The 20,217-nt window shown below is 57.3% G+C and carries 18 protein-coding genes; 14 read left to right on the forward strand and 4 right to left on the reverse strand.

Translation table 11 applies throughout. The annotated features are described in order from the left end of the window. The first annotated feature begins 138 nt into the window (after positions 1 to 138). The 6 genes from OKF39_RS21765 (at position 139) to OKF39_RS21790 (ending at position 7,594) form a co-directional block, all read left to right on the forward strand. The gene (locus OKF39_RS21765; protein ID WP_207119893.1) at positions 139 to 2,274 is read left to right on the forward strand and encodes an intracellular growth attenuator family protein; all 2,136 of its coding nucleotides are present in this window, start codon (positions 139 to 141) and stop codon (positions 2,272 to 2,274) included. 67 nt (positions 2,275 to 2,341) lie between these two features. Then, positions 2,342 to 3,025: a GMP/IMP nucleotidase gene (gene yrfG, locus OKF39_RS21770; RefSeq protein ID WP_028014668.1), complete on the forward strand. Its 684-nt coding sequence runs from the start codon at positions 2,342 to 2,344 to the stop codon at positions 3,023 to 3,025. Further along, entirely contained in the window at positions 3,022 to 3,423 is a 402-nt protein-coding gene (hslR, locus tag OKF39_RS21775) for a ribosome-associated heat shock protein Hsp15 (protein ID WP_028014669.1), read from the forward strand. Before yrfG ends, hslR begins: the two co-directional genes overlap by 4 nt. An 18-nt stretch (positions 3,424 to 3,441) precedes the next feature. After that, a complete protein-coding gene (gene hslO / locus OKF39_RS21780; protein WP_161495995.1) occupies positions 3,442 to 4,326 on the forward strand; it encodes an Hsp33 family molecular chaperone HslO in 885 nt (294 codons plus the stop codon). A 356-nt stretch (positions 4,327 to 4,682) separates the two neighbouring features. Next, entirely contained in the window at positions 4,683 to 6,302 is a 1,620-nt protein-coding gene (gene pckA / locus OKF39_RS21785; RefSeq protein ID WP_028014671.1) for a phosphoenolpyruvate carboxykinase (ATP), read from the forward strand. Positions 6,303 to 6,451: 149 nt separating this feature from the next. Further along, positions 6,452 to 7,594 carry an IS481 family transposase gene (locus OKF39_RS21790; RefSeq protein WP_479983343.1) on the forward strand — a complete coding sequence of 381 codons (1,143 nt, stop codon included), beginning with the start codon at positions 6,452 to 6,454 and terminating at the stop codon, positions 7,592 to 7,594. Positions 7,595 to 7,682: 88 nt separating this feature from the next. On the opposite strand, the gene envZ is transcribed toward OKF39_RS21790, so the two are convergent. Together envZ and ompR are read right to left on the reverse strand one after the other, a co-directional pair. Next, complete coding sequence (gene envZ / locus OKF39_RS21795; RefSeq protein ID WP_028014672.1) at positions 7,683 to 9,029, reverse strand: two-component system sensor histidine kinase EnvZ; 1,347 nt, start codon at positions 9,027 to 9,029, stop codon at positions 7,683 to 7,685. Next, positions 9,026 to 9,745 (reverse strand): osmolarity response regulator transcription factor OmpR, encoded by a 720-nt coding sequence (gene ompR, locus OKF39_RS21800; RefSeq protein WP_001157751.1) that lies wholly within the window; start codon positions 9,743 to 9,745, stop codon positions 9,026 to 9,028. Before ompR ends, envZ begins: the two co-directional genes overlap by 4 nt. Before the next feature lie 228 nt (positions 9,746 to 9,973). On the opposite strand from ompR, the gene greB reads away from it, so the two are divergent. The 5 genes from greB (at position 9,974) to feoC (ending at position 15,991) form a co-directional block, all read left to right on the forward strand. Continuing rightward, positions 9,974 to 10,447: a transcription elongation factor GreB gene (greB, locus tag OKF39_RS21805; RefSeq protein WP_014885539.1), complete on the forward strand. Its 474-nt coding sequence runs from the start codon at positions 9,974 to 9,976 to the stop codon at positions 10,445 to 10,447. A gap of 86 nt (positions 10,448 to 10,533) precedes the next feature. Next, the gene (locus OKF39_RS21810) at positions 10,534 to 12,864 is read left to right on the forward strand and encodes a Tex family protein (protein ID WP_479983344.1); all 2,331 of its coding nucleotides are present in this window, start codon (positions 10,534 to 10,536) and stop codon (positions 12,862 to 12,864) included. A 301-nt stretch (positions 12,865 to 13,165) separates the two neighbouring features. Next, positions 13,166 to 13,393, forward strand: a complete 228-nt coding sequence (feoA, locus tag OKF39_RS21815; protein ID WP_006177893.1) for a ferrous iron transporter A — start codon at positions 13,166 to 13,168, stop codon at positions 13,391 to 13,393. 30 nt (positions 13,394 to 13,423) lie between these two features. Beyond that, positions 13,424 to 15,742: a Fe(2+) transporter permease subunit FeoB gene (gene feoB / locus OKF39_RS21820; RefSeq protein WP_479983345.1), complete on the forward strand. Its 2,319-nt coding sequence runs from the start codon at positions 13,424 to 13,426 to the stop codon at positions 15,740 to 15,742. Between the two features lie 12 nt (positions 15,743 to 15,754). Then, a complete protein-coding gene (gene feoC / locus OKF39_RS21825) occupies positions 15,755 to 15,991 on the forward strand; it encodes a [Fe-S]-dependent transcriptional repressor FeoC (RefSeq protein ID WP_048960506.1) in 237 nt (78 codons plus the stop codon). 33 nt (positions 15,992 to 16,024) lie between these two features. Here feoC and OKF39_RS21830 read toward each other — a convergent pair whose 3' ends face one another. After that, positions 16,025 to 16,294, reverse strand: coding sequence for a YdgH/BhsA/McbA-like domain containing protein (locus OKF39_RS21830; protein ID WP_028014676.1), 270 nt, complete (start codon positions 16,292 to 16,294; stop codon positions 16,025 to 16,027). Positions 16,295 to 16,405: 111 nt separating this feature from the next. Further along, the gene (gene bioH / locus OKF39_RS21835) at positions 16,406 to 17,179 is read right to left on the reverse strand and encodes a pimeloyl-ACP methyl ester esterase BioH (protein ID WP_028014677.1); all 774 of its coding nucleotides are present in this window, start codon (positions 17,177 to 17,179) and stop codon (positions 16,406 to 16,408) included. A gap of 36 nt (positions 17,180 to 17,215) precedes the next feature. On the opposite strand from bioH, the gene gntX reads away from it, so the two are divergent. From gntX to gntT, 3 genes are all read left to right on the forward strand, one after another. Next, positions 17,216 to 17,899, forward strand: a complete 684-nt coding sequence (gntX, locus tag OKF39_RS21840) for a DNA utilization protein GntX (protein WP_045259366.1) — start codon at positions 17,216 to 17,218, stop codon at positions 17,897 to 17,899. 61 nt (positions 17,900 to 17,960) lie between these two features. Continuing rightward, positions 17,961 to 18,536: a Fe-S biogenesis protein NfuA gene (gene nfuA / locus OKF39_RS21845; protein WP_003861601.1), complete on the forward strand. Its 576-nt coding sequence runs from the start codon at positions 17,961 to 17,963 to the stop codon at positions 18,534 to 18,536. A gap of 306 nt (positions 18,537 to 18,842) precedes the next feature. Beyond that, positions 18,843 to 20,159: a gluconate transporter gene (gene gntT / locus OKF39_RS21850; RefSeq protein WP_048960500.1), complete on the forward strand. Its 1,317-nt coding sequence runs from the start codon at positions 18,843 to 18,845 to the stop codon at positions 20,157 to 20,159. Positions 20,160 to 20,217 lie beyond the last annotated feature (58 nt).

Raw genomic sequence — 20,217 nt, forward strand, 5'->3', positions numbered from 1 at the left:
GCTATCATCACCGGTCACTGGGATGCGCTTTAGAATGCTCAAGTTCGACTCCATACTTGCCGATAGCCAGCCACAGACTCTCATTCAATGTAAAGGTGCTACTGACTACACCTGTAAGATAAGTAAGATGGGGAAAGCATGAGCACCATTTTGATTGTTCTCGCTGCTATGCTGGTCAGCGCATTGATTGCAGGGTGGCTGTACAGGCGACGCATACAGCGCCGTTACCGGCTGCCCTTTTTAAATGCCTTCGCGGGTGCGACAACGCGTAAACTCACGCAAGACGAGCGCGATGCAGTTGAAAACTATCTCGAAACGCTGAACCGTTCTCAGTTAACGCCTGGGCCGACGGGAGCCACGACTGCACCTGTCGCGCTTAAGCTTAACGCGCAAAGTGACACCGTGCTCTGCGTGACGCGCTCCATCACGCGCTACGGCATTACGACTGACGACCCCAACAAGTGGCGCTACTACCTGGATTCGGTTGAGGTGCATCTGCCTCCGTCCTGGGAGCAGTACATTAACGACGAAAACAGCGTTGAGCTGATTCACACCGATTCGCTGCCGCTGGTAATCTCGCTCAACGGCCATACCCTGAATGACTATCTTCATGAAGCCCCGCGCTTTGCGCTGGAACGCGCGAGTTCAACGCAGGCCTCTATTCGTGGTGAAGAGACCGAGCAGATTGAGCTGCTGAATATTCGTCAGGAGACGCATGAAGAGTACGCCCTGAGCCGTCCGGACGGTATTCGTGAAGCCATCCTGATCGTTGCCGCTTTCCTGCTCTTTTTTGTCTGCCTGCTGACGCCGGACGTCTTTGTCCCATGGCTGGCGGGTGGCGCGGTGTTGCTTCTTGCGGCCGGGCTGTGGGGGCTCTTTGCCCCGCCGGCCAAAACCTCGCTGCGGGAGATCCACTGCCTGCGCGGCACGCCAAAGCGCTGGGGCCTGTTCGGTGAGAACGATCAGGAGCATCTCAACAATATCTCACTCGGGATCATTGACCTGATCTACCCGCGCCACTGGCAACCGTGGATTGCGCAGGATTTAGGGCAGAAAACCGATATTGATATCTATCTTGACCGCCACGTTGTGCGACAGGGGCGCTTCCTGTCTCTGCATGATGAAGTGAAAAATTTCCCGCTTCAGCACTGGCTCCGCAGCACGGTCATCGCCGCCGGCGCCGGGCTGGTGTTTATCATGCTGCTGCTTTTCGTGCCGCTGGATATGCCCATCAAATTTACCCTGTCGTGGATCAAAGGCGCGCAGACCATCGAGGCGACCAGCGTCAACCAGCTCGATGAAGCGGGTGTACGGGTGGGCGATACGCTGCGCCTGAAAGGCACCGGAATGTGTAATATCCATACCCCGGGGGCGTGGAACACGCGCCAGAATTCACCGTTCACGCCGTTCGACTGTTCGCAAATTATCTGGAACGACGCGCCGCCGCTGCCGCTACCGGAATCCGAAGTGGTGAATAAAGCCACGGCGCTGACCCAGACGGTCAACCGCCAGCTGCACCCGAAACCGGACGATGATTCACGCGTCAGCCCCGCGCTGCGTTCCGCCATCCAGAAATCAGGCATGATTCTGCTGGATGATTTTGGCGACATTGTCCTGAAAACCCAGGACTTATGCTCCTCGCAGGATGAGTGCATACGCCTCAAGAACGCGCTGGTTAACCTCGGGAACAGTAAAGACTGGGACTCGCTGGTGAAACGCGCCGAGGCGGGACGACTGGATGGCGTCAACGTGCTGCTGCGTCCGGTCAGCGCGGAATCGCTTGATAACCTGGTCGCCACCTCGACATCGCCGTTTATGATGCGCGAAACCACCCGGGCGGCTCAGGCGCTCAACAGTCCGGCACCGGGCGGCTTTGTGATTGCCAGCGATGAAGGCAGCGACCTGGTCGATCAGCCTTACCCGCAGGTAGCGCTTTATGACTACCCGGCCCAGGAGCAGTGGAGCCAGTTCCAGCGTCTGGCGCAGATGCTGATGCAAACGCCGTTCAGTGCCGAAGGGATTGTCACAAGCATCTACACCGACGCCAACGGCACGCGCCATATCGGCCTGCACCGGATGCCGGACAGCGCAGGATTGTGGCGTTACATTGGCACCTCTCTGCTGATGATGGCCATGCTGATCGCCATTTTCTGGAACGGTTTTATGGCCCTGCGCCGCTACCAGCGCTCCCGCACGCGTCTGGCTGAGATCCAGCAATATTATGAGAATTGCCTCAATCCTAAGCTGATCCCCTCCTCTGAGAGCCTGATCTGATAACGTCGTTGCGCGACAAGATGTGCTACCCTGTCGCGCACGTTTCTTCTGGCTGGAGTTCCCCCCTATGCATCTTGATATCGACTGGCAGCAGGTCGACACCGTTCTGCTGGATATGGACGGCACGCTGCTCGATCTCGCCTTTGATAACTATTTCTGGCAAAAGCTGGTGCCGGAAACCTATGGTGAGCAGCAGGGTATCTCCCCGGCAGAAGCGCAGGCGTTCATTCGTTCGCAATATAGCGCGGTGCAACATACGCTAAACTGGTACTGTCTGGACTACTGGAGCGAGCGCCTCGGTTTGGATATTTGTGCCATGACCACTGCCCAGGGACCACGCGCCGTGCTGCGCGAAGATACGGTTCCCTTCCTGGACGCGCTGAAAGCAAGCGGCAAGCGCCGTATTTTGCTGACTAACGCGCATCCACATAACCTGGCCGTGAAGCTGGAGCATACGGGGCTGGCGTCGCACCTTGATTTATTACTTTCCACCCACACATTTGGTTATCCGAAAGAGGATCAGCGGTTGTGGCATGCGGTGAAGGAAGAGACCGGCCTGCAGCCGGAGCGCACGCTGTTCATTGACGACAGCGAGCCTATTCTGGATTCTGCGGCAACGTTTGGCATTCGCTACTGTCTGGGTGTCACTAATCCTGACTCTGGCCTGGCTGAAAAAAGCTATCTGCGCCATCCGGGACTGAACGACTACCGCCAGATGATCCCCTCACTGACCGTGAAGGAGACGCCATGAAAGAAAAGCCCTCAGATGGGGTAAGACTGGATAAATGGCTGTGGGCAGCCCGTTTTTATAAAACGCGCGCCCTTGCCCGTGAAATGGTTGACGGCGGTAAAGTGCATTACAACGGCCAGCGCAGCAAGCCGAGCAAGCTGGTTGAGCTGAACGCCACCTTAACGCTGCGCCAGGGCAACGACGAACGTACGGTAGTGATTAAAGCCATTACCGAACAGCGGCGGCCCGCATCGGAAGCCGTACTGCTTTACGAAGAGACGGCTGAAAGCGTTGAAAAGCGCGAGAAGACCGCGCTGGCGCGCAAAATGAATGCGCTGACCATGCCCCACCCGGACCGGCGACCGGATAAAAAAGAGCGCCGCGATCTGATGAAATTTAAACACGGTGAGAGCGAGTAACCCTCACCCGCACGAGAGATGAAAATGGCCCAACACGACCAATTACACCGCTATCTGTTTGAACAATTCGCCGTGCGCGGCGAGTTGGTCACCGTATCCGAAACCTGGAAACAGATTCTGGAAAACCACAACTACCCGCTGCCGGTGAAGACCCTGTTGGGCGAACTGCTGGTTGCCACCAGCCTGCTGACCGCAACGCTGAAGTTTGCCGGTGATATCACCGTGCAGCTGCAGGGTGACGGCCCGATGACGCTGGCGGTGATCAACGGCAATAACCAGCAGCAGATGCGCGGCGTAGCGCGCGTTCAGGGCGACGTTCCTGAAAATGCTGATCTCAAAACGCTGGTGGGCAATGGCTACCTGGTGATCACCATCTCCCCGGAGGAAGGTGAACGCTATCAGGGCGTGGTCGGTCTGGAAGGCGATACCCTGGCAGCCTGCCTGGAAGATTACTTCATGCGCTCCGAACAGCTGCCGACGCGTCTGTTCATCCGTACCGGTGAAGTGGACGGCCAGCCTGCTGCGGGCGGCATGCTGCTGCAGGTTCTGCCAGCGCAGGACGCGCAGACCAATGACTTTGAGCATCTGGCGACGCTGACCGAAACCATCAAGGCGGAAGAGCTGTTCAACCTGTCGGCGACCGACGTGCTGTGGCGTCTGTACCACGAAGAAGAAGTGACCGTGTACGATCCGCAGTCCGTGGAGTTTAAGTGCACCTGCTCGCGCGAGCGCTGCGCTGGCGCACTGAAAACTCTGCCGGATGAAGAGATCGACAGCATCATGGCTGAAGACGGCGAAATTGATATGCACTGTGACTACTGCGGTACGCACTACGTGTTCAATTCAATGGATATCGCTGAAATCCGCAATAATGCCTCTCCGGCGGATCCGCAGGTTCATTAATACGCTACCCCTAACCCTGCCCTTTCCCCTTTGCGGAGAGGGTTAGGGTGAGGGGCAAAAATCTCCCGAAAGCTGAATCGTTTTCCCTGTGTAACTCTTACGTAATTTTCTTACATGTATGCGATTACATTCACATTCTCTCCGATAAAATCACCACCCCTTAACCTTTTCGGAACATTTTCCCCAACCAAAAAGCGATTCCTGCGATAATCCGCCTGCACTGTGACTGGAGTCGCAGCGTTTTCCGTTAGTAAGGGTTTTATCCAGATGCACAAATCTATGAGCCCCGTCGCGGTTAACATCCCCAGAAAAACCCTACAATTTCAGGCAGTACATATTGGCTAAGGAGCAGTGATATGCGTGTTACTGGTTTAACCCCGCAAGATCTCAAGGCTTATGGTATTCACGACGTCCAGGAAGTGGTCTACAACCCCGATTACGATACGCTGTATCAGGAAGAGCTCAATCCAGCACTGGAAGGATACGAGCGCGGTGTGTTGACGAACCTTGGTGCTATCGCCGTCGATACCGGTATCTTTACCGGTCGTTCGCCGAAAGATAAGTATATCGTCCGAGACGAAACTACCCGCGATACGCTGTGGTGGGCTGACAAGGGCAAAGGGAAGAACGACAACAAACCGCTCTCCCCGGAAACCTGGCAGCATCTGAAAGGGCTCGTCACCCATCAACTTTCCGGTAAGCGTCTGTTCATTGTCGACGCTTTCTGCGGCGCTAACGCCGACACCCGCCTTTCCGTGCGTTTCATTACCGAAGTGGCCTGGCAGGCGCATTTCGTTAAGAATATGTTTATTCGTCCGACCGACGAAGAGCTGCAGGACTTCACACCTGACTTCATCGTGATGAACGGTGCGAAATGCACTAACCCACAGTGGAAAGAGCAGGGTCTGAACTCCGAAAACTTCATTGCCTTCAACCTGACCGAACGTATTCAGCTGATCGGCGGTACCTGGTATGGCGGCGAGATGAAGAAAGGGATGTTCTCGGTCATGAACTACCTGCTGCCGCTGCGCGGTATTGCCTCTATGCACTGCTCGGCGAACGTCGGCGAGAAAGGCGACGTAGCGGTGTTCTTCGGTCTTTCCGGCACCGGGAAAACCACGCTCTCCACCGATCCAAAACGCCGTCTGATTGGCGATGACGAACACGGCTGGGACGATGACGGGGTGTTTAACTTCGAAGGCGGCTGCTACGCGAAGACCATTCGCCTGTCTGAAGAGGCCGAGCCGGATATCTTCCACGCGATCCGCCGCGACGCGCTGCTGGAAAACGTCACCGTACGTGCCGACGGCTCTATCGACTTCGACGATGCGTCAAAAACCGAAAACACCCGCGTCTCTTACCCGATCTACCACATCGACAACATCGTGAAGCCGGTGTCAAAAGCGGGCCATGCCACGAAGGTGATTTTCCTGACGGCGGATGCGTTCGGCGTGCTGCCACCGGTTTCCCGCCTGACCGCCAGCCAGACGCAGTACCACTTCCTCTCTGGCTTTACCGCCAAGCTGGCGGGTACCGAGCGTGGCGTCACGGAGCCAACCCCAACCTTCTCCGCCTGCTTCGGTGCAGCCTTCCTGTCGCTTCACCCGACGCAGTACGCTGAGGTGCTGGTGAAACGCATGCAGGCATCCGGCGCGCAGGCCTACCTGGTGAATACCGGCTGGAACGGTACCGGCAAACGTATCTCCATCAAAGATACCCGCGCCATTATCGACGCCATTCTGGATGGTTCTCTGGATAATGCCGAAACCTTCACGCTGCCGATGTTCGATCTGGCCATTCCGACGGAACTGCCGGGTGTGGACACGCGTATCCTCGACCCGCGCAATACCTACGGATCGCCGGAACAGTGGCGCGAGAAGGCGGAATCGCTGGCGAAGCTGTTTATCGAGAACTTCGAGAAGTACACCGATACCCCGGCGGGTGCTGCGCTGGTGAGTGCGGGTCCGAAGCTGTAGGTAAAAGCAAAAAGGCAACGAAAGTTGCCTTTTTTAATGTTTTCTCCCTCTCCCCGTGGGTGTACGGTCCGGGGACATAGTGAACACTTGTTCGGGGACATGGTAGACACTTACAACTGAGGCATAAGAACCCGTTTATGGAGTCGCTTATGCCCTGGGATGCGAGAGATACCATGTCATTACGTACCGAGTTTGTGCTGTTCGCCTCGCAGGACGGGGCGAACATCCGTTTCCTCTGCCGTCAGTTCGGCATTTCTCCTGCCACCGGCTACAAGTGGCTTCAGCGCTGGGCTGAGGAAGGTGCCTCCGGTCTTCAGGACCGCTCCCGCGCACCTCATCATTCCCCGAACCGCTCATCTGACGACATCACGGCCCTGCTGCGCATGGCGCATGACCGTCATCAACGCTGGGGCGCCCGCAAGATTAAGCGCTGGCTTGAAGACCAGGGGCACCGTATGCCCGCCTTCAGCACCGTCCATAATCTGATGGCCCGTCACGGTCTGCTGCCGGGCGCATCACCGGGCGTTCCGGCTACGGGACGCTTCGAACATGACGCGCCGAACCGGCTCTGGCAGATGGATTTTAAGGGCCACTTTCCCTTTGGCGGTGGCCGCTGCCATCCGCTCACCCTGCTGGACGACCACTCCCGTTTTTCCCTGTGCCTGGCGCACTGTACCGATGAACGGCGCGAGACCGTGCAGCAGCAGCTTGTCAGCGCGTTTGAACGCTACGGCCTGCCAGACAGGATGACGATGGACAACGGCTCACCGTGGGGCGACACCACCGGCACCTGGACGGCGCTGGAGCTGTGGCTGATGCGCCACGGTATCCGGGTGGGGCACTCCCGGCCTTATCATCCGCAGACGCAGGGCAAGCTGGAGCGTTTTCACCGCAGCCTGAAGGCGGAAGTGCTGCAGGGAAAATGGTTCGCGGACAGCGGAGAGCTGCAACGCGCTTTCGATCACTGGCGCACGGTGTACAACCTTGAACGCCCGCACGAGGCGCTGGGTATGGCGGTACCGGCCTCGCGTTATCAGCCGTCTGCCCGGCAGTACAGCGGCAGCGTAACGCCACCTGAATACGATGAAGGGGTGAAGGTCAGGAAAGTGGATGTCAGCGGAAAGCTGAGCATACAGGGTGTCAGTCTGAGCGCAGGCAAGGCGTTCAGGGGAGAACGGGTCGGGCTGAGGGAGACGCAGGATGACGGCTGCTATGAAGTGTGGTGGTACAGCACAAAAGTGGGGATGATCGACCTGAAGAAAAAGTCGATCACCATGGGTAAAGGATGTTAAAAAGTGTTCACCATGTCCCCGAACACCTGTCTACCATGTCCCCGGACTGTACAGTGGGAGAGGGCCGGGGTGAGGGCATCAGACCGCACTATCCCTCTTTCACCTGCCCCCGCGTCACCGGAACCGGCAACCAGGCGCGAATACTCAACCCACCCCGCTCGCTGGTACCAATCTCCAGCAACCCGTTATGGTTATCCACAATACGCTGCACAATCGCCAGGCCTAAGCCCGTACCGCTGGTGCTGCGCGCGCTATCGCCGCGCACAAATGGCTGGAACAGATGCTTACGCTGCTCGGGCTTAATGCCCGGGCCGTCGTCCTCCACCTGGAACCAGGCGCGGTTGAGTTCAGACCCGCTGCTAACCTTAATCCAGCCGTTACCGTAGCGCGCCGCGTTAACCACCATATTGGCCACCGCACGCTTAATGGAAAGCGGGTGCATACGAACCTGAATTTCACCGTCCTGAAGGTCAGTATCAATTTCACGCTCATAACCACTTTCTGCGGCCACCACTTCGCCCAGCACCGCATTCAGATCGGCCATTTCCATCGGCATCTCCTGACCGGTGCGCAGGTAGTCGATGAACTGCTCGATGATGGCGTTGCACTCTTCGATGTCCTTGTTAATAGACTCGGCGAGATAACCGTCCTCTTCACCCATCATCTCCGTCGCCAGACGAATACGCGTTAGCGGGGTGCGCAGGTCATGACTGACCCCGGCCATCAGCAGCGTACGGTCATCCGCCAGCTGCTTAACGCCTGCCGCCATATGATTAAACGCGCGCGTTACTGAACGCACTTCAGAGGCACCATATTCACGCAGTGGAGGAGGAATAATGCCTTTACCGACCTGCAGCGCAGCGTGCTCCAGGTCGACCAGCGGTCGGTTCTGGATACGGATAAACAGCCACGCGCCGCCTATCGCCAGCAGCATAATGGCAAGGGTGTAGCGGAACAGCGGCGAGAAATCGCCCTGATGGATTTCAGTCAGCGGAACGCGTACCCAGATGTTGGGTGACAGCCAGGTTTTCAGCCAGACGACGGGCGAGCTTTTGTTGACCTCAACGCGCACTTCCGTCGGGCCACCCAGCTGCTGCGCCATCTGCTGGCTGAGGAATTCATAGTGCTGCGCCCAGCGCAGGCCAGCATCTTCCGCCGCTTCATTGGAGTAAAGCGAAATGCCCAGTTCACGGTAGATTTCACGGCGAAATGCCGGGGGAACAACCAGCTGCGTGCCGTCCTCCAGCTGCAGCTTATCGGTCATCAGCATACGCACTTCGTAGGCCAGGACCTTATTAAACTGCTGGAGGCTCGGCAGAATCGCAAAGTTCAACACCACCAGGTAGGTCGTCACCAGGCTGACGAACAGCAGGGTGACGATCAGTAAGAGGGTGCGGGCAAACGAGCTTCGCGGCGAGAAGCGCATTCGCCTCATGCTTTAGAGCCGTCCGGAACGAACACGTAGCCCAGACCCCATACGGTCTGAATATAACGAGGATGCGCCGGATCTTCTTCCACCATGCGGCGCAGGCGGGAGATCTGCACGTCGATGGAGCGTTCCATTGCGGAGTATTCGCGACCGCGCGCCAGGTTCATCAGCTTGTCGCGGGAAAGCGGCTCGCGCGGGTGGCTGACCAGCGCTTTCAGTACGGCAAACTCGCCGCTGGTGAGCGGCATTGGCTCATCTTCACGGAACATCTCGCGCGTGCCGAGGTTCAGCTTGAACTTGCCGAAGGCAATGACGGCTTCTTCCTGGGACGGCGCGCCCGGCAGTTCATTCGCCTGACGGCGCAGCACGGCACGAATACGCGCCAGCAGCTCGCGCGGGTTAAACGGTTTTGGAATGTAGTCGTCGGCGCCGATTTCGAGGCCCACGATACGGTCAACTTCTTCGCCCTTCGCCGTCACCATGATGATCGGCATCGGGTTGCTCTGGCTGCGCAGACGGCGGCAGATAGAAAGCCCGTCTTCACCCGGCAGCATCAGGTCGAGAACCATCAGATGGAAAGATTCGCGGGTCAGCAGACGGTCCATCTGCTCAGCGTTCGCGACGCTACGAACCTGGAAGCCCTGCTCGGTCAGATAACGCTCAAGCAGCGCGCGCAGGCGCATGTCGTCATCCACGACCAGAATTTTGTAGTTTTCTTGCATTGTGTGTACTCCCAAAGGTTCGGATAGTCTTTGTAACAGCGTATTCTAAAAAAGTGCACGTATTCGACCAGTTAATTCTGGTATAAATTCTAGTCGAAATTGTTACAAAGCATATTTAACAGCAGCTTATCTGTTCATTTCATCACATAAATCATTATTAATCCTGTCTGTTACACTGTGTGGTACGTATTGTGCGCAAAACAGAGAACCGGCAGCAAAGGCAGCACCATGAAAACGCCCCTGATCACCCGCGAAGGGTACGAAAAGCTCAAAAAAGAGATGGATTACCTGTGGCGCGAAGAGCGTCCTGAAGTAACCAAAAAGGTGACCTGGGCGGCCAGCCTGGGCGATCGCAGCGAAAATGCTGATTATCAGTACAACAAGAAGCGGCTGCGTGAAATTGACCGCCGGGTACGCTATCTCACGAAGTGTCTCGAAAATCTTAAAATTGTCGATTACTCCCCGCAGCAGGAGGGCAAAGTGTTCTTCGGCGCGTGGGTGGAGATTGAAAACGACGATGGGGACACCCTGCGTTTTCGCATCGTCGGCTACGATGAAATTTTTGGCCGTAAAGATTACATTTCTATCGACTCCCCGATGGCCCGCGCGCTGCTGAAAAAGGAAGTGGGCGATTTAGCCGTCGTTCAGACCCCAGCCGGTGAAGCCAGCTGGTACGTCAATGAGATCGTCTACGTAAAATAGTCCGAGAGCGCCCTCCCCGGCTGGCATTTTGCCGTGTCAGCCCGTATAACTATCCCCTGATTTTTGACCCACAAGATGATAAAGCCATGATGAAAGATTCGCTCTGCCGCATTATTGCGGGTGAACTTCAGGCCAGAGCCGAACAGGTAGAAGCTGCCGTTCGCCTGCTTGATGAAGGGAACACCGTGCCGTTTATTGCACGTTATCGTAAGGAAGTCACAGGCGGTCTGGATGACACGCAGCTGCGTAACCTGGAGACCCGCCTGGGCTATCTGCGCGAGCTGGAAGAACGTCGTCAGGCGATCCTCAAATCCATCGGCGAACAGGGCAAGCTGACCAGCGAGCTGGAAAGCGCCATTAACGGCACCCTGAGCAAAACCGAACTCGAAGATCTCTATCTGCCGTACAAACCGAAGCGCCGTACCCGCGGGCAGATTGCGATTGAGGCGGGCCTTGAGCCGCTGGCAGAGCTGCTGTGGAATGAGCCATCTCACGACCCGGAAACCGAAGCGGCAAAATTCGTCGACGCCGACAAAGGTGTCGCTGACACCAAGGCCGCTCTGGACGGCGCGCGCTACATCCTGATGGAGCGCTTCGCGGAAGACGCCGCCCTGCTGGCCAAAGTGCGTGATTACCTGTGGAAGAACGCCCACATCGTCTCTACCGTCGTCGCGGGCAAAGAGGAAGAAGGCGCGAAGTTCCGCGACTACTTCGATCACCACGAACCGATTTCGACCACCCCGTCTCACCGCGCGCTGGCGATGTTCCGCGGCCGCAACGAAGGCGTGCTCCAGCTCTCCCTGAACGCCGACCCACAGTTTGACGAGCCGCCGAAAGAGAGCCACTGCGAGCAGATTATCATCGACCATCTCGGCCTGCGCCTGAACAACGCCCCGGCGGACAGCTGGCGCAAAGGCGTGGTGAGCTGGACGTGGCGCATCAAGGTGCTGATGCACCTGGAAACCGAGCTGATGGGCACCGTGCGCGAGCGCGCGGAAGACGAAGCGATCAACGTCTTCGCCCGTAACCTGCATGACCTGCTGATGGCCGCTCCTGCGGGCCTGCGCGCCACCATGGGGCTCGATCCGGGCCTGCGTACCGGCGTGAAAGTGGCGGTCGTTGACGGCACCGGCAAGCTGGTCGCCACCGATACCATTTACCCGCACACCGGCCAGGCAGCGAAAGCCGCCGTCGTGGTGGCGGCGCTGTGCGAGAAGTACAACGTGGAGCTGGTTGCCATCGGTAACGGCACCGCATCACGCGAAACCGAGCGTTTCTACCTCGACGTGCAGAAGCAGTTCCCGAAAGTGACGGCACAGAAAGTGATCGTCAGCGAAGCGGGCGCATCGGTCTATTCCGCCTCTGAGCTGGCGGCGCAGGAATTCCCTGACCTGGACGTTTCCCTGCGCGGCGCGGTCTCCATCGCCCGTCGTCTGCAGGATCCGCTGGCGGAGCTGGTGAAGATCGATCCGAAATCCATCGGCGTGGGCCAGTATCAGCACGACGTGAGCCAGACGCAGCTGGCGCGCAAGCTGGACGCGGTCGTGGAAGACTGCGTAAACGCCGTCGGCGTGGACCTGAACACCGCCTCCGTTCCCCTGCTGACCCGCGTGGCGGGCTTAACCCGCATGATGGCACAGAACATCGTCGCCTGGCGCGATGAGAACGGCCAGTTCCAGAACCGTCAGCAGCTGCTCAAAGTGAGCCGCCTGGGGCCGAAAGCGTTTGAGCAGTGCGCGGGCTTCCTGCGCATCAACCACGGCGATAACCCGTTGGATGCCTCTACCGTTCACCCGGAAGCGTATCCAGTGGTGGAACGCATCCTGACCGCCACCCAGCAGGCGCTGAAGAATCTCATGGGCGACAGCAGCGCTCTGCGTAACCTGAAAGCCGTTGATTTCACCGACGACAAATTTGGTGTACCAACCGTCACCGATATCATCAAAGAGCTGGAAAAACCGGGCCGCGATCCGCGTCCTGAGTTCAAAACGGCGACCTTTGCTGACGGCATCGAGACCATGAACGATCTCCTGCCGGGCATGGTGCTGGAAGGCGCGGTGACCAACGTCACCAACTTCGGCGCGTTTGTGGATATCGGCGTGCACCAGGACGGTCTGGTGCATATCTCTTCCCTTGCCGACAAGTTCGTTGAAGACCCGCACACCGTGGTCAAAGCGGGCGACATCGTGAAGGTGAAAGTGCTGGAGGTGGATCTGCAGCGCAAGCGTATCGCCCTGACCATGCGTCTGGATGAGCAGCCGGGCGACACCAGCTCGCGCCGTGGCGGCAACGGCGGAGGCCGCGAGCAGCAGCGTCCGGCCACGAAAGCCACAAAACCGCGCGGGCGTGACGCGCAGCCTGCGGGCAACAGCGCGATGATGGACGCGCTGGCGGCGGCGATGGGTAAGAAACGCTAAGGTCACCCCCCTCACCCTAACCCTCTCCCCAAAGGGGAGAGGGCCGGGATGAGGGGAATAAAATCATCTCGAAATATATGAAACCGATTGCACACCCATATTTAAACCGCTATTTATCACTCCATTAACAAATACGCTTTTTATTCCTTCCCGGGTAATTCTGCAAATATTGAGCAAGGTCAATCAGACCGCAAATTAATACGATTAACAACATCCCGTCACATTTTTATTATTGCTGATAAAAACTATTCTCATTATCATCGCAGTGTAGATTATTTAACCTCTCGTGGAATCAGGCATTATGCAATTCACTCCAGACAGTGCATGGAAAATTACCGGTTTTACCCGCGAAATTAGCCCGGCCTATCGGCAGAAGCTGCTGTCACTTGGCATGCTGCCCGGATCATCATTCCAGGTCGTGCGTGTGGCGCCGTTGGGCGATCCAGTTCATATCGAAACCCGGCGCGTAAATCTGGTTCTGCGCAAAAAAGACCTCGCATTAATTGAAGTTGAATCTTTATCCCGTTAACAAGCCAGCGGTTTCGGTGGGTCTAATACAATGAAAAAATTAACTATTGGCTTAATTGGCAATCCTAATTCCGGCAAGACAACCTTATTTAATCAGTTAACCGGCGCGCGCCAGCGCGTGGGAAATTGGGCAGGCGTAACGGTTGAACGTAAAGAAGGCCAGTTCGCGACAACGGACAATCAGGTCACCCTGGTTGACCTTCCCGGCACCTACTCCTTAACCACGATTTCATCCCAGACTTCGCTCGATGAGCAAATTGCCTGCCACTACATTCTAGGCGGCGACGCGGATCTGCTGATCAACGTGGTCGACGCTTCGAACCTCGAGCGAAACCTTTACCTGACGCTACAGCTGCTGGAGCTGGGGATCCCCTGCATCGTGGCGCTCAACATGCTCGACATTGCGGAAAAACAAAAGCTGCGCATCGACGTCGATGCGCTCTCCGCGCGCCTGGGCTGTCCGGTGGTTCCGCTGGTCTCGACCCGCGCTCGCGGTATCGACGCCCTGAAGCTGGCGATTGACCGCCACGCGGGAAACCGCGACGTTGAGCTGGTGCACTACGCCCAGCCGCTGCTGCGCGAAGCCGAACGGCTGGCGCAGGAGATGGACAGCAGCATGCCTGCAAAACAGCGCCTGTGGCTCGGCCTGCAGATGCTGGAAGGGGATATCTACAGCCGCGCCTATGCCGGACATGCGGCGGATAAGCTGGACGTGGCCCTCGCCCGTCTCAGCGACGAGCTGGACGATCCGGCGCTGCACATCGCCGATGCGCGTTATCAGGCCATTGCGTCAATTTGCGACGTGGTCAGCAACGCCCTTACCGCAGAGCCCAGCCGCTTTACGGCGGCGGTGGATAAGATTGTGCTCAACCGCTTCCTCGGTTTGCCCATCTTCCTGCTGGTGATGTACGTGATGTTCCTGCTCGCGATTAACATCGGTGGCGCGCTGCAGCCGATTTTTGACGCCGGTTCTGTCGCGGTCTTCGTACACGGTATTCAGTGGGTAGGTTACACCCTGCACTTCCCGGAATGGCTGACCATCTTCCTTGCCCAGGGGATTGGCGGCGGTATCAACACCGTGCTGCCGCTGGTACCGCAGATCGGCATGATGTATCTGTTCCTCTCGTTCCTCGAAGATTCAGGCTACATGGCGCGCGCCGCCTTCGTGATGGACCGCCTGATGCAGGCGCTGGGGCTGCCGGGCAAATCGTTCGTCCCGCTGATCGTCGGCTTCGGCTGTAACGTGCCGTCGGTTATGGGCGCGCGCACCCTGGATGCACCGCGTGAACGACTGATGACCATTATGATGGCGCCGTTTATGTCCTGCGGTGCGCGTCTGGCAATCTTTGCCGTCTTCGCGGCAGCCTTCTTTGGCCAGCAGGGAGCGCTGGCGGTCTTCTCGCTGTACGTGCTGGGCATCGTGATGGCGATCCTGACCGGCTTAATGCTCAAGCACACCATCATGCGTGGTGAAGCGTCACCGTTTGTAATGGAGCTTCCGGTCTATCACGTCCCGCATCTGAAAAGCCTGGCGATCCAGACCTGGCAGCGCCTGAAAGGCTTTGTGCTGCGCGCCGGTAAGATGATTGTTATTGTCAGTATTTTCCTGAGCGCGCTGAACAGCTTCACCCTCACCGGTCAGGCGGCAGATAACATCAACGACTCTGCCCTCGCCTCCGTCAGCCGCGTCATCACGCCGGTCTTCAAACCGATTGGCGTACAGGAGGATAACTGGCAGGCGACCGTGGGCCTGTTCACCGGTGCGATGGCGAAAGAGGTGGTCGTCGGGACCCTGAACACGCTCTACACCGCAGAGAACATTCAGGAGCAGGAATTTAACCCGGCGGAGTTTCACCTCGGTGACGAACTGCTGGGTGCCGTAGAGGAGACCTGGCAGAGCCTGAAAGACACCTTCAGCCTGAGCGTGCTGGCTAACCCGATTGAGGCCAGCAAAGGCGACGGCGAAATGGCGACCGGTGCCATGGGCGTGATGGGCGAGAAGTTTGGCAGCGCGTCCGCAGCCTACAGCTACCTGATCTTCGTTCTGCTCTATATTCCGTGCATCTCGGTGATGGGGGCGATTGCCCGTGAGTCCAGCCGCGGCTGGATGGGCTTCTCCATTCTGTGGGGGCTGAATATCGCCTACTCGCTGGCGACGCTGTTTTACCAGACCGTTAACTTCAGCCAGCATCCGCGCTACAGCCTGGTCAGCATCCTGGCGGTCATCCTGTTTAACGTGATTGTGATTGGCCTGCTGCGCCGGGCGCGAAGCCGCGTTGATATCAACCTGCTGGCGACGCGTAAAACCCCGGGCACCTGCTGCAACAGCCCGGCTGGCGACTGTCACTAAGGGGAAAAACAGATGGCATCGTTGATCCAGGTTCGTGACTTACTGGCATTGCAGGGACGCATGGAGGCAAAACAGCTCAGCCTTAGCCTGCATACGCCGCAGCCGATGATCGATGCCATGCTGGAGCGCCTGGAAGCCATGGGTAAAGCCGTGCGGATTCAGGACGAAGCGGAGGGTTGCCTCTCCGGCAGTTGTAAAAGCTGTCCGGAAGGAAAGGCCTGTCTCAGGGAGTGGTGGGCACTGCGCTAATAAAGCCGGGCATTGCTGCCCGGTTTTATCGTATTACTTATAGACGTCCGCAGTAGCGCGTACGTTTTTGGTCTGTTTTTCTGCGCTGGTGACGACGAAGTATGTCCCGCCCAGCTCATCCGCTTTCTTCGACAGCTCTTTTCTTGCATCCATCGGCGCGGTGGTGTCAGACGTAGAAATCTCACCAATTTTCGTCAAATTCATCCCGGCAACTTTATCTTTTTCCAGCTCTTTTGCCGCAAAAACGCCAAATGACAGTGACCCAATAACCAGAGAAGTGACAATACCTGTAACAAGTTTCATAGCCTGACTCTCCATAGGATTGTTGTTTTGATCATCGTAGGCAGAACAACCGCAACGACATCTGGAGTATGGTTGCGGTGTGTAACTTTTTCCAGGCTGGATAGAAAATAATCAGTCTAAACGTTGACTTAACGCAACCAACGCTGAACAAAACTCCGTCGGATGAGAGATAAACGGCGCATGCGCGGCTTTTGCTATGACCTGTGATTCGCTGTCCGGCCAGAGGGAATCCAGAAGTGGGACCACTTTGCGCGGCACCAGCCCGTCGAGATAGCCATAGATGCGCAGGTGCGGCATGCTCAGCCCGGCCAGCGGCTCGCGCAGATCGGCCGTTTTCAGGATCTCCAGACCGCCGTTAAGCACCTCAACGTCCGGCATCGGCAGGGAGAGCACCACCTGCTTTAACGCTCTGGCATCCTGACGCGCGGTTTCGGTGCCCATCGTCTGCAAGGCGAGGAATCGCTCGACGGTCCGCTGGAAATCGTCGCTCAGCTGCTGCTGGAAGCCCGCCAGAACATCAGGTTTGATGCCGGGCCACGCCTCTTGCGCGCTAAAGCATGGCGACGAGGCCACGGTGACCAGCGCCCTAACGCGCTCGGGCCAGGAGAGCGCAATCTGGCTTGCCACAAGCCCGCCCAGACTCCAGCCCAGCCAGATGGCATTTTGCGGCGCGGCGTCTACAACGTGCTGCGCCATTTCATCAAGCGACATCGCGCCAAAGCCACGGCTGCGACCATAGCCCGGCAGATCAACCAGATGTAACGTAAATTGCGAGGCAAGTTCCTCGCTTATGCAATGCCACACTTCCGCATTCAGGCCCCATCCGTGCAGCAGCACAAGATGGCAATTTCCTGTCCCTACGGTCTGCCACCACAGCGTCTTCATCAGTTACTGTTCTCTTTTTTCACATGGAGGTTGCACATGCTAACAGTGCCTGGCTTGTGCTGGCTATGCAAAATGCCGCTTGCCCTCAGCGCGTGGGGCGTCTGTTCCGTCTGCACGCGTTCGCTGGAAAGGCGTATCACAACCTGCCCGCAATGTGGTTTACCGGCGGCGAACCGCGATTTGCCCTGCGGCCGCTGCCTGAAAAAATCCCCGCCGTGGAGCGCGCTGGTGGCCGTGGATGATTATGTTCCGCCGCTGAGCGGGCTTATTCACGCCCTGAAGTTTTCCGGCCAGAGTTCGCTGGCGCAGCCCCTTGCCCGCCTGCTTTTGCTGGCCGTTTTACAGGCGCGACGAACCCGCGCTTTGCCGAAAATCGACATGGTGGTGAATGTCCCCTTATACCGACGCCGACACTGGCGGCGCGGCTATAATCAAAGCGACCTGCTCTGCCGCCCGCTCGCCCGGTGGCTGGGTTGTCGCTACGATGCCAGCGCGCTTACCCGCGTTCATGCCACCGCCATCCAGCATCAGCTCAACGCCCGGCTTCGCAAAAGGAACCTGAAAAACGCCTTTCGCCTTGAATTGCCAGTCCACGGCCTCCATATCGCCATCGTGGATGACGTCGTCACCACAGGCAGTACCGTTGCTGAACTTTCCCGACTGCTTTTGCAAAGCGGCGCCGCGTCGGTTCAGGTATGGTGTCTGTGCCGTACCTTGTAGCCCTTCTTCAATGGGCGTATGATTATACCCAGGTAATTTAGTCAACTATTAGGCCAAAGCTATGATCCGTATTTCCGATTCTGCACAAGCGCACTTTGCCAAACTGCTGGCAAATCAGGAAGAAGGGACGCAGATCCGCGTGTTTGTGATCAATCCAGGCACTCCGAATGCAGAATGTGGTGTCTCTTATTGTCCTCCGGACGCTGTGGAAGCAACTGACACTGCCCTTAAATTTGAACAGCTCACCGCTTACGTCGATGAACTGAGCGCGCCGTATCTTGAAGATGCGGAAATCGACTTTGTCACCGACCAGCTGGGTTCTCAGCTGACCCTGAAAGCGCCAAACGCCAAAATGCGTAAAGTCTCTGACGATGCGCCGCTGATGGAACGCGTTGAGTATCTGCTGCAGTCCCAGATCAACCCACAACTGGCCGGCCACGGCGGTCGCGTTTCCCTGATGGAAATCACGGAAGACGGCCTGGCGATCCTGCAGTTTGGCGGCGGCTGTAACGGTTGCTCCATGGTCGACGTGACCCTGAAAGAAGGGATCGAGAAGCAGCTGCTGAACGAATTCCCGGAACTGAAAGGCGTGCGCGACCTGACAGAGCACCAGCGCGGCGAGCACTCTTACTACTAATTCAGTACCCGTCTGTATTGCCCGGTGGCGCTGCGCTTACCGGGCCTGACTCCCTTGCCTTCCCCCTCTATATGTTGACCTGCGTCTCATAATTCAAATTTTGCCTCACCGGGTGATTCTCAACCACGATATGTTACCCGTATCATTCTCGTGGGCACTCAACACCCTTATAACAGCCGACTAAACTTAACTGTTTCGCAGGCATCAGTATGAGTGCCGTTAACCACTCTGTTCCCAGTTGGGACAACCGGAATTTGTCGTTGAAACAATGACGTTACCCATAACAATTCAAAGGCCAGGTAAATCATGCCATTAGTCATCGTTGCTATCGGTGTTGTGTTATTACTGCTCTTGATGATCCGCTTCAAAATGAACGGATTTATCGCTCTGGTTCTGGTGGCACTTGCAGTCGGTCTGATGCAGGGGATGCCGCTGGTTAAAGTTATCAGCTCTATCAAAGCCGGTGTCGGCGGCACGCTCGGCAGCCTGGCGCTGATCATGGGCTTCGGCGCCATGCTCGGCAAAATGCTGGCGGACTGCGGTGGCGCGCAGCGTATTGCCACCACCCTGATTGCCAAATTCGGTAAACAGCACATCCAGTGGGCGGTGGTGTTAACCGGTTTTACCGTCGGTTTCGCGCTGTTCTATGAAGTGGGCTTCGTGCTGATGCTGCCGCTGGTGTTCACCATCGCCGCCGCGGCCAACATCCCGCTGCTGTTCGTGGGTGTACCAATGGCTGCTGCGCTGTCCGTGACCCACGGCTTCCTGCCGCCGCACCCGGGTCCAACCGCCATCGCCACCATCTTCCACGCCGATATGGGTAAAACCCTGCTGTTCGGTACGATTCTGGCGATCCCGACCGTAATTCTGGCAGGCCCGGTGTATGCCCGCTTCCTGAAAGGCATTGATAAGCCTATTCCGGAAGGCCTGTACAGCGCCAAAACCTTCACTGAAGAAGAGATGCCAGGCTTTGGCGTCAGCGTCTGGACCTCGCTGGTACCGGTGATCCTGATGGCAATGCGCGCCGTGGCGGAGATGATCCTGCCGAAAGGCCACGCTTTCCTGGCCGTTGCCGAGTTCCTCGGCGACCCGGTGATGGCAACGCTGATTGCGGTATTGATTGCGATGTTCACCTTCGGCCTGAACCGTGGCCGCTCCATGGATCAGATCAACGACACGCTGACCTCGTCCATCAAAATCATTGCCATGATGCTGCTGATTATCGGCGGTGGCGGTGCGTTCAAGCAGGTGCTGGTCGACAGCGGCGTGGACAAATACATCGCTTCCATGATGCATGAAACCAATATCTCTCCAATCCTGATGGCGTGGTCTATTGCTGCCGTGCTGCGTATCGCGCTGGGTTCTGCAACCGTTGCGGCGATTACAGCGGGCGGTATCGTTGCGCCGCTGATTGCCACCACGGGCGTCAGCCCTGAGCTGATGGTTATTGCGGTAGGCTCCGGCAGCGTGATTTTCTCTCACGTGAACGATCCGGGCTTCTGGCTGTTCAAGGAGTACTTCAACCTGACCATCGGTGAGACCATCAAGTCCTGGTCAATGCTGGAAACCATTATTTCGGTCTGCGGCCTGGTAGGGTGTCTGCTGTTGAATATGGCTCTCTGAATCTCCTGCTCGATCGGTTCCCTCTCCCCTTTGGGGAGAGGGCTAGGGTGAGGGGCAA

The organism is Enterobacter cloacae complex sp. HYC042_NIDB, assembly GCF_056673315.1.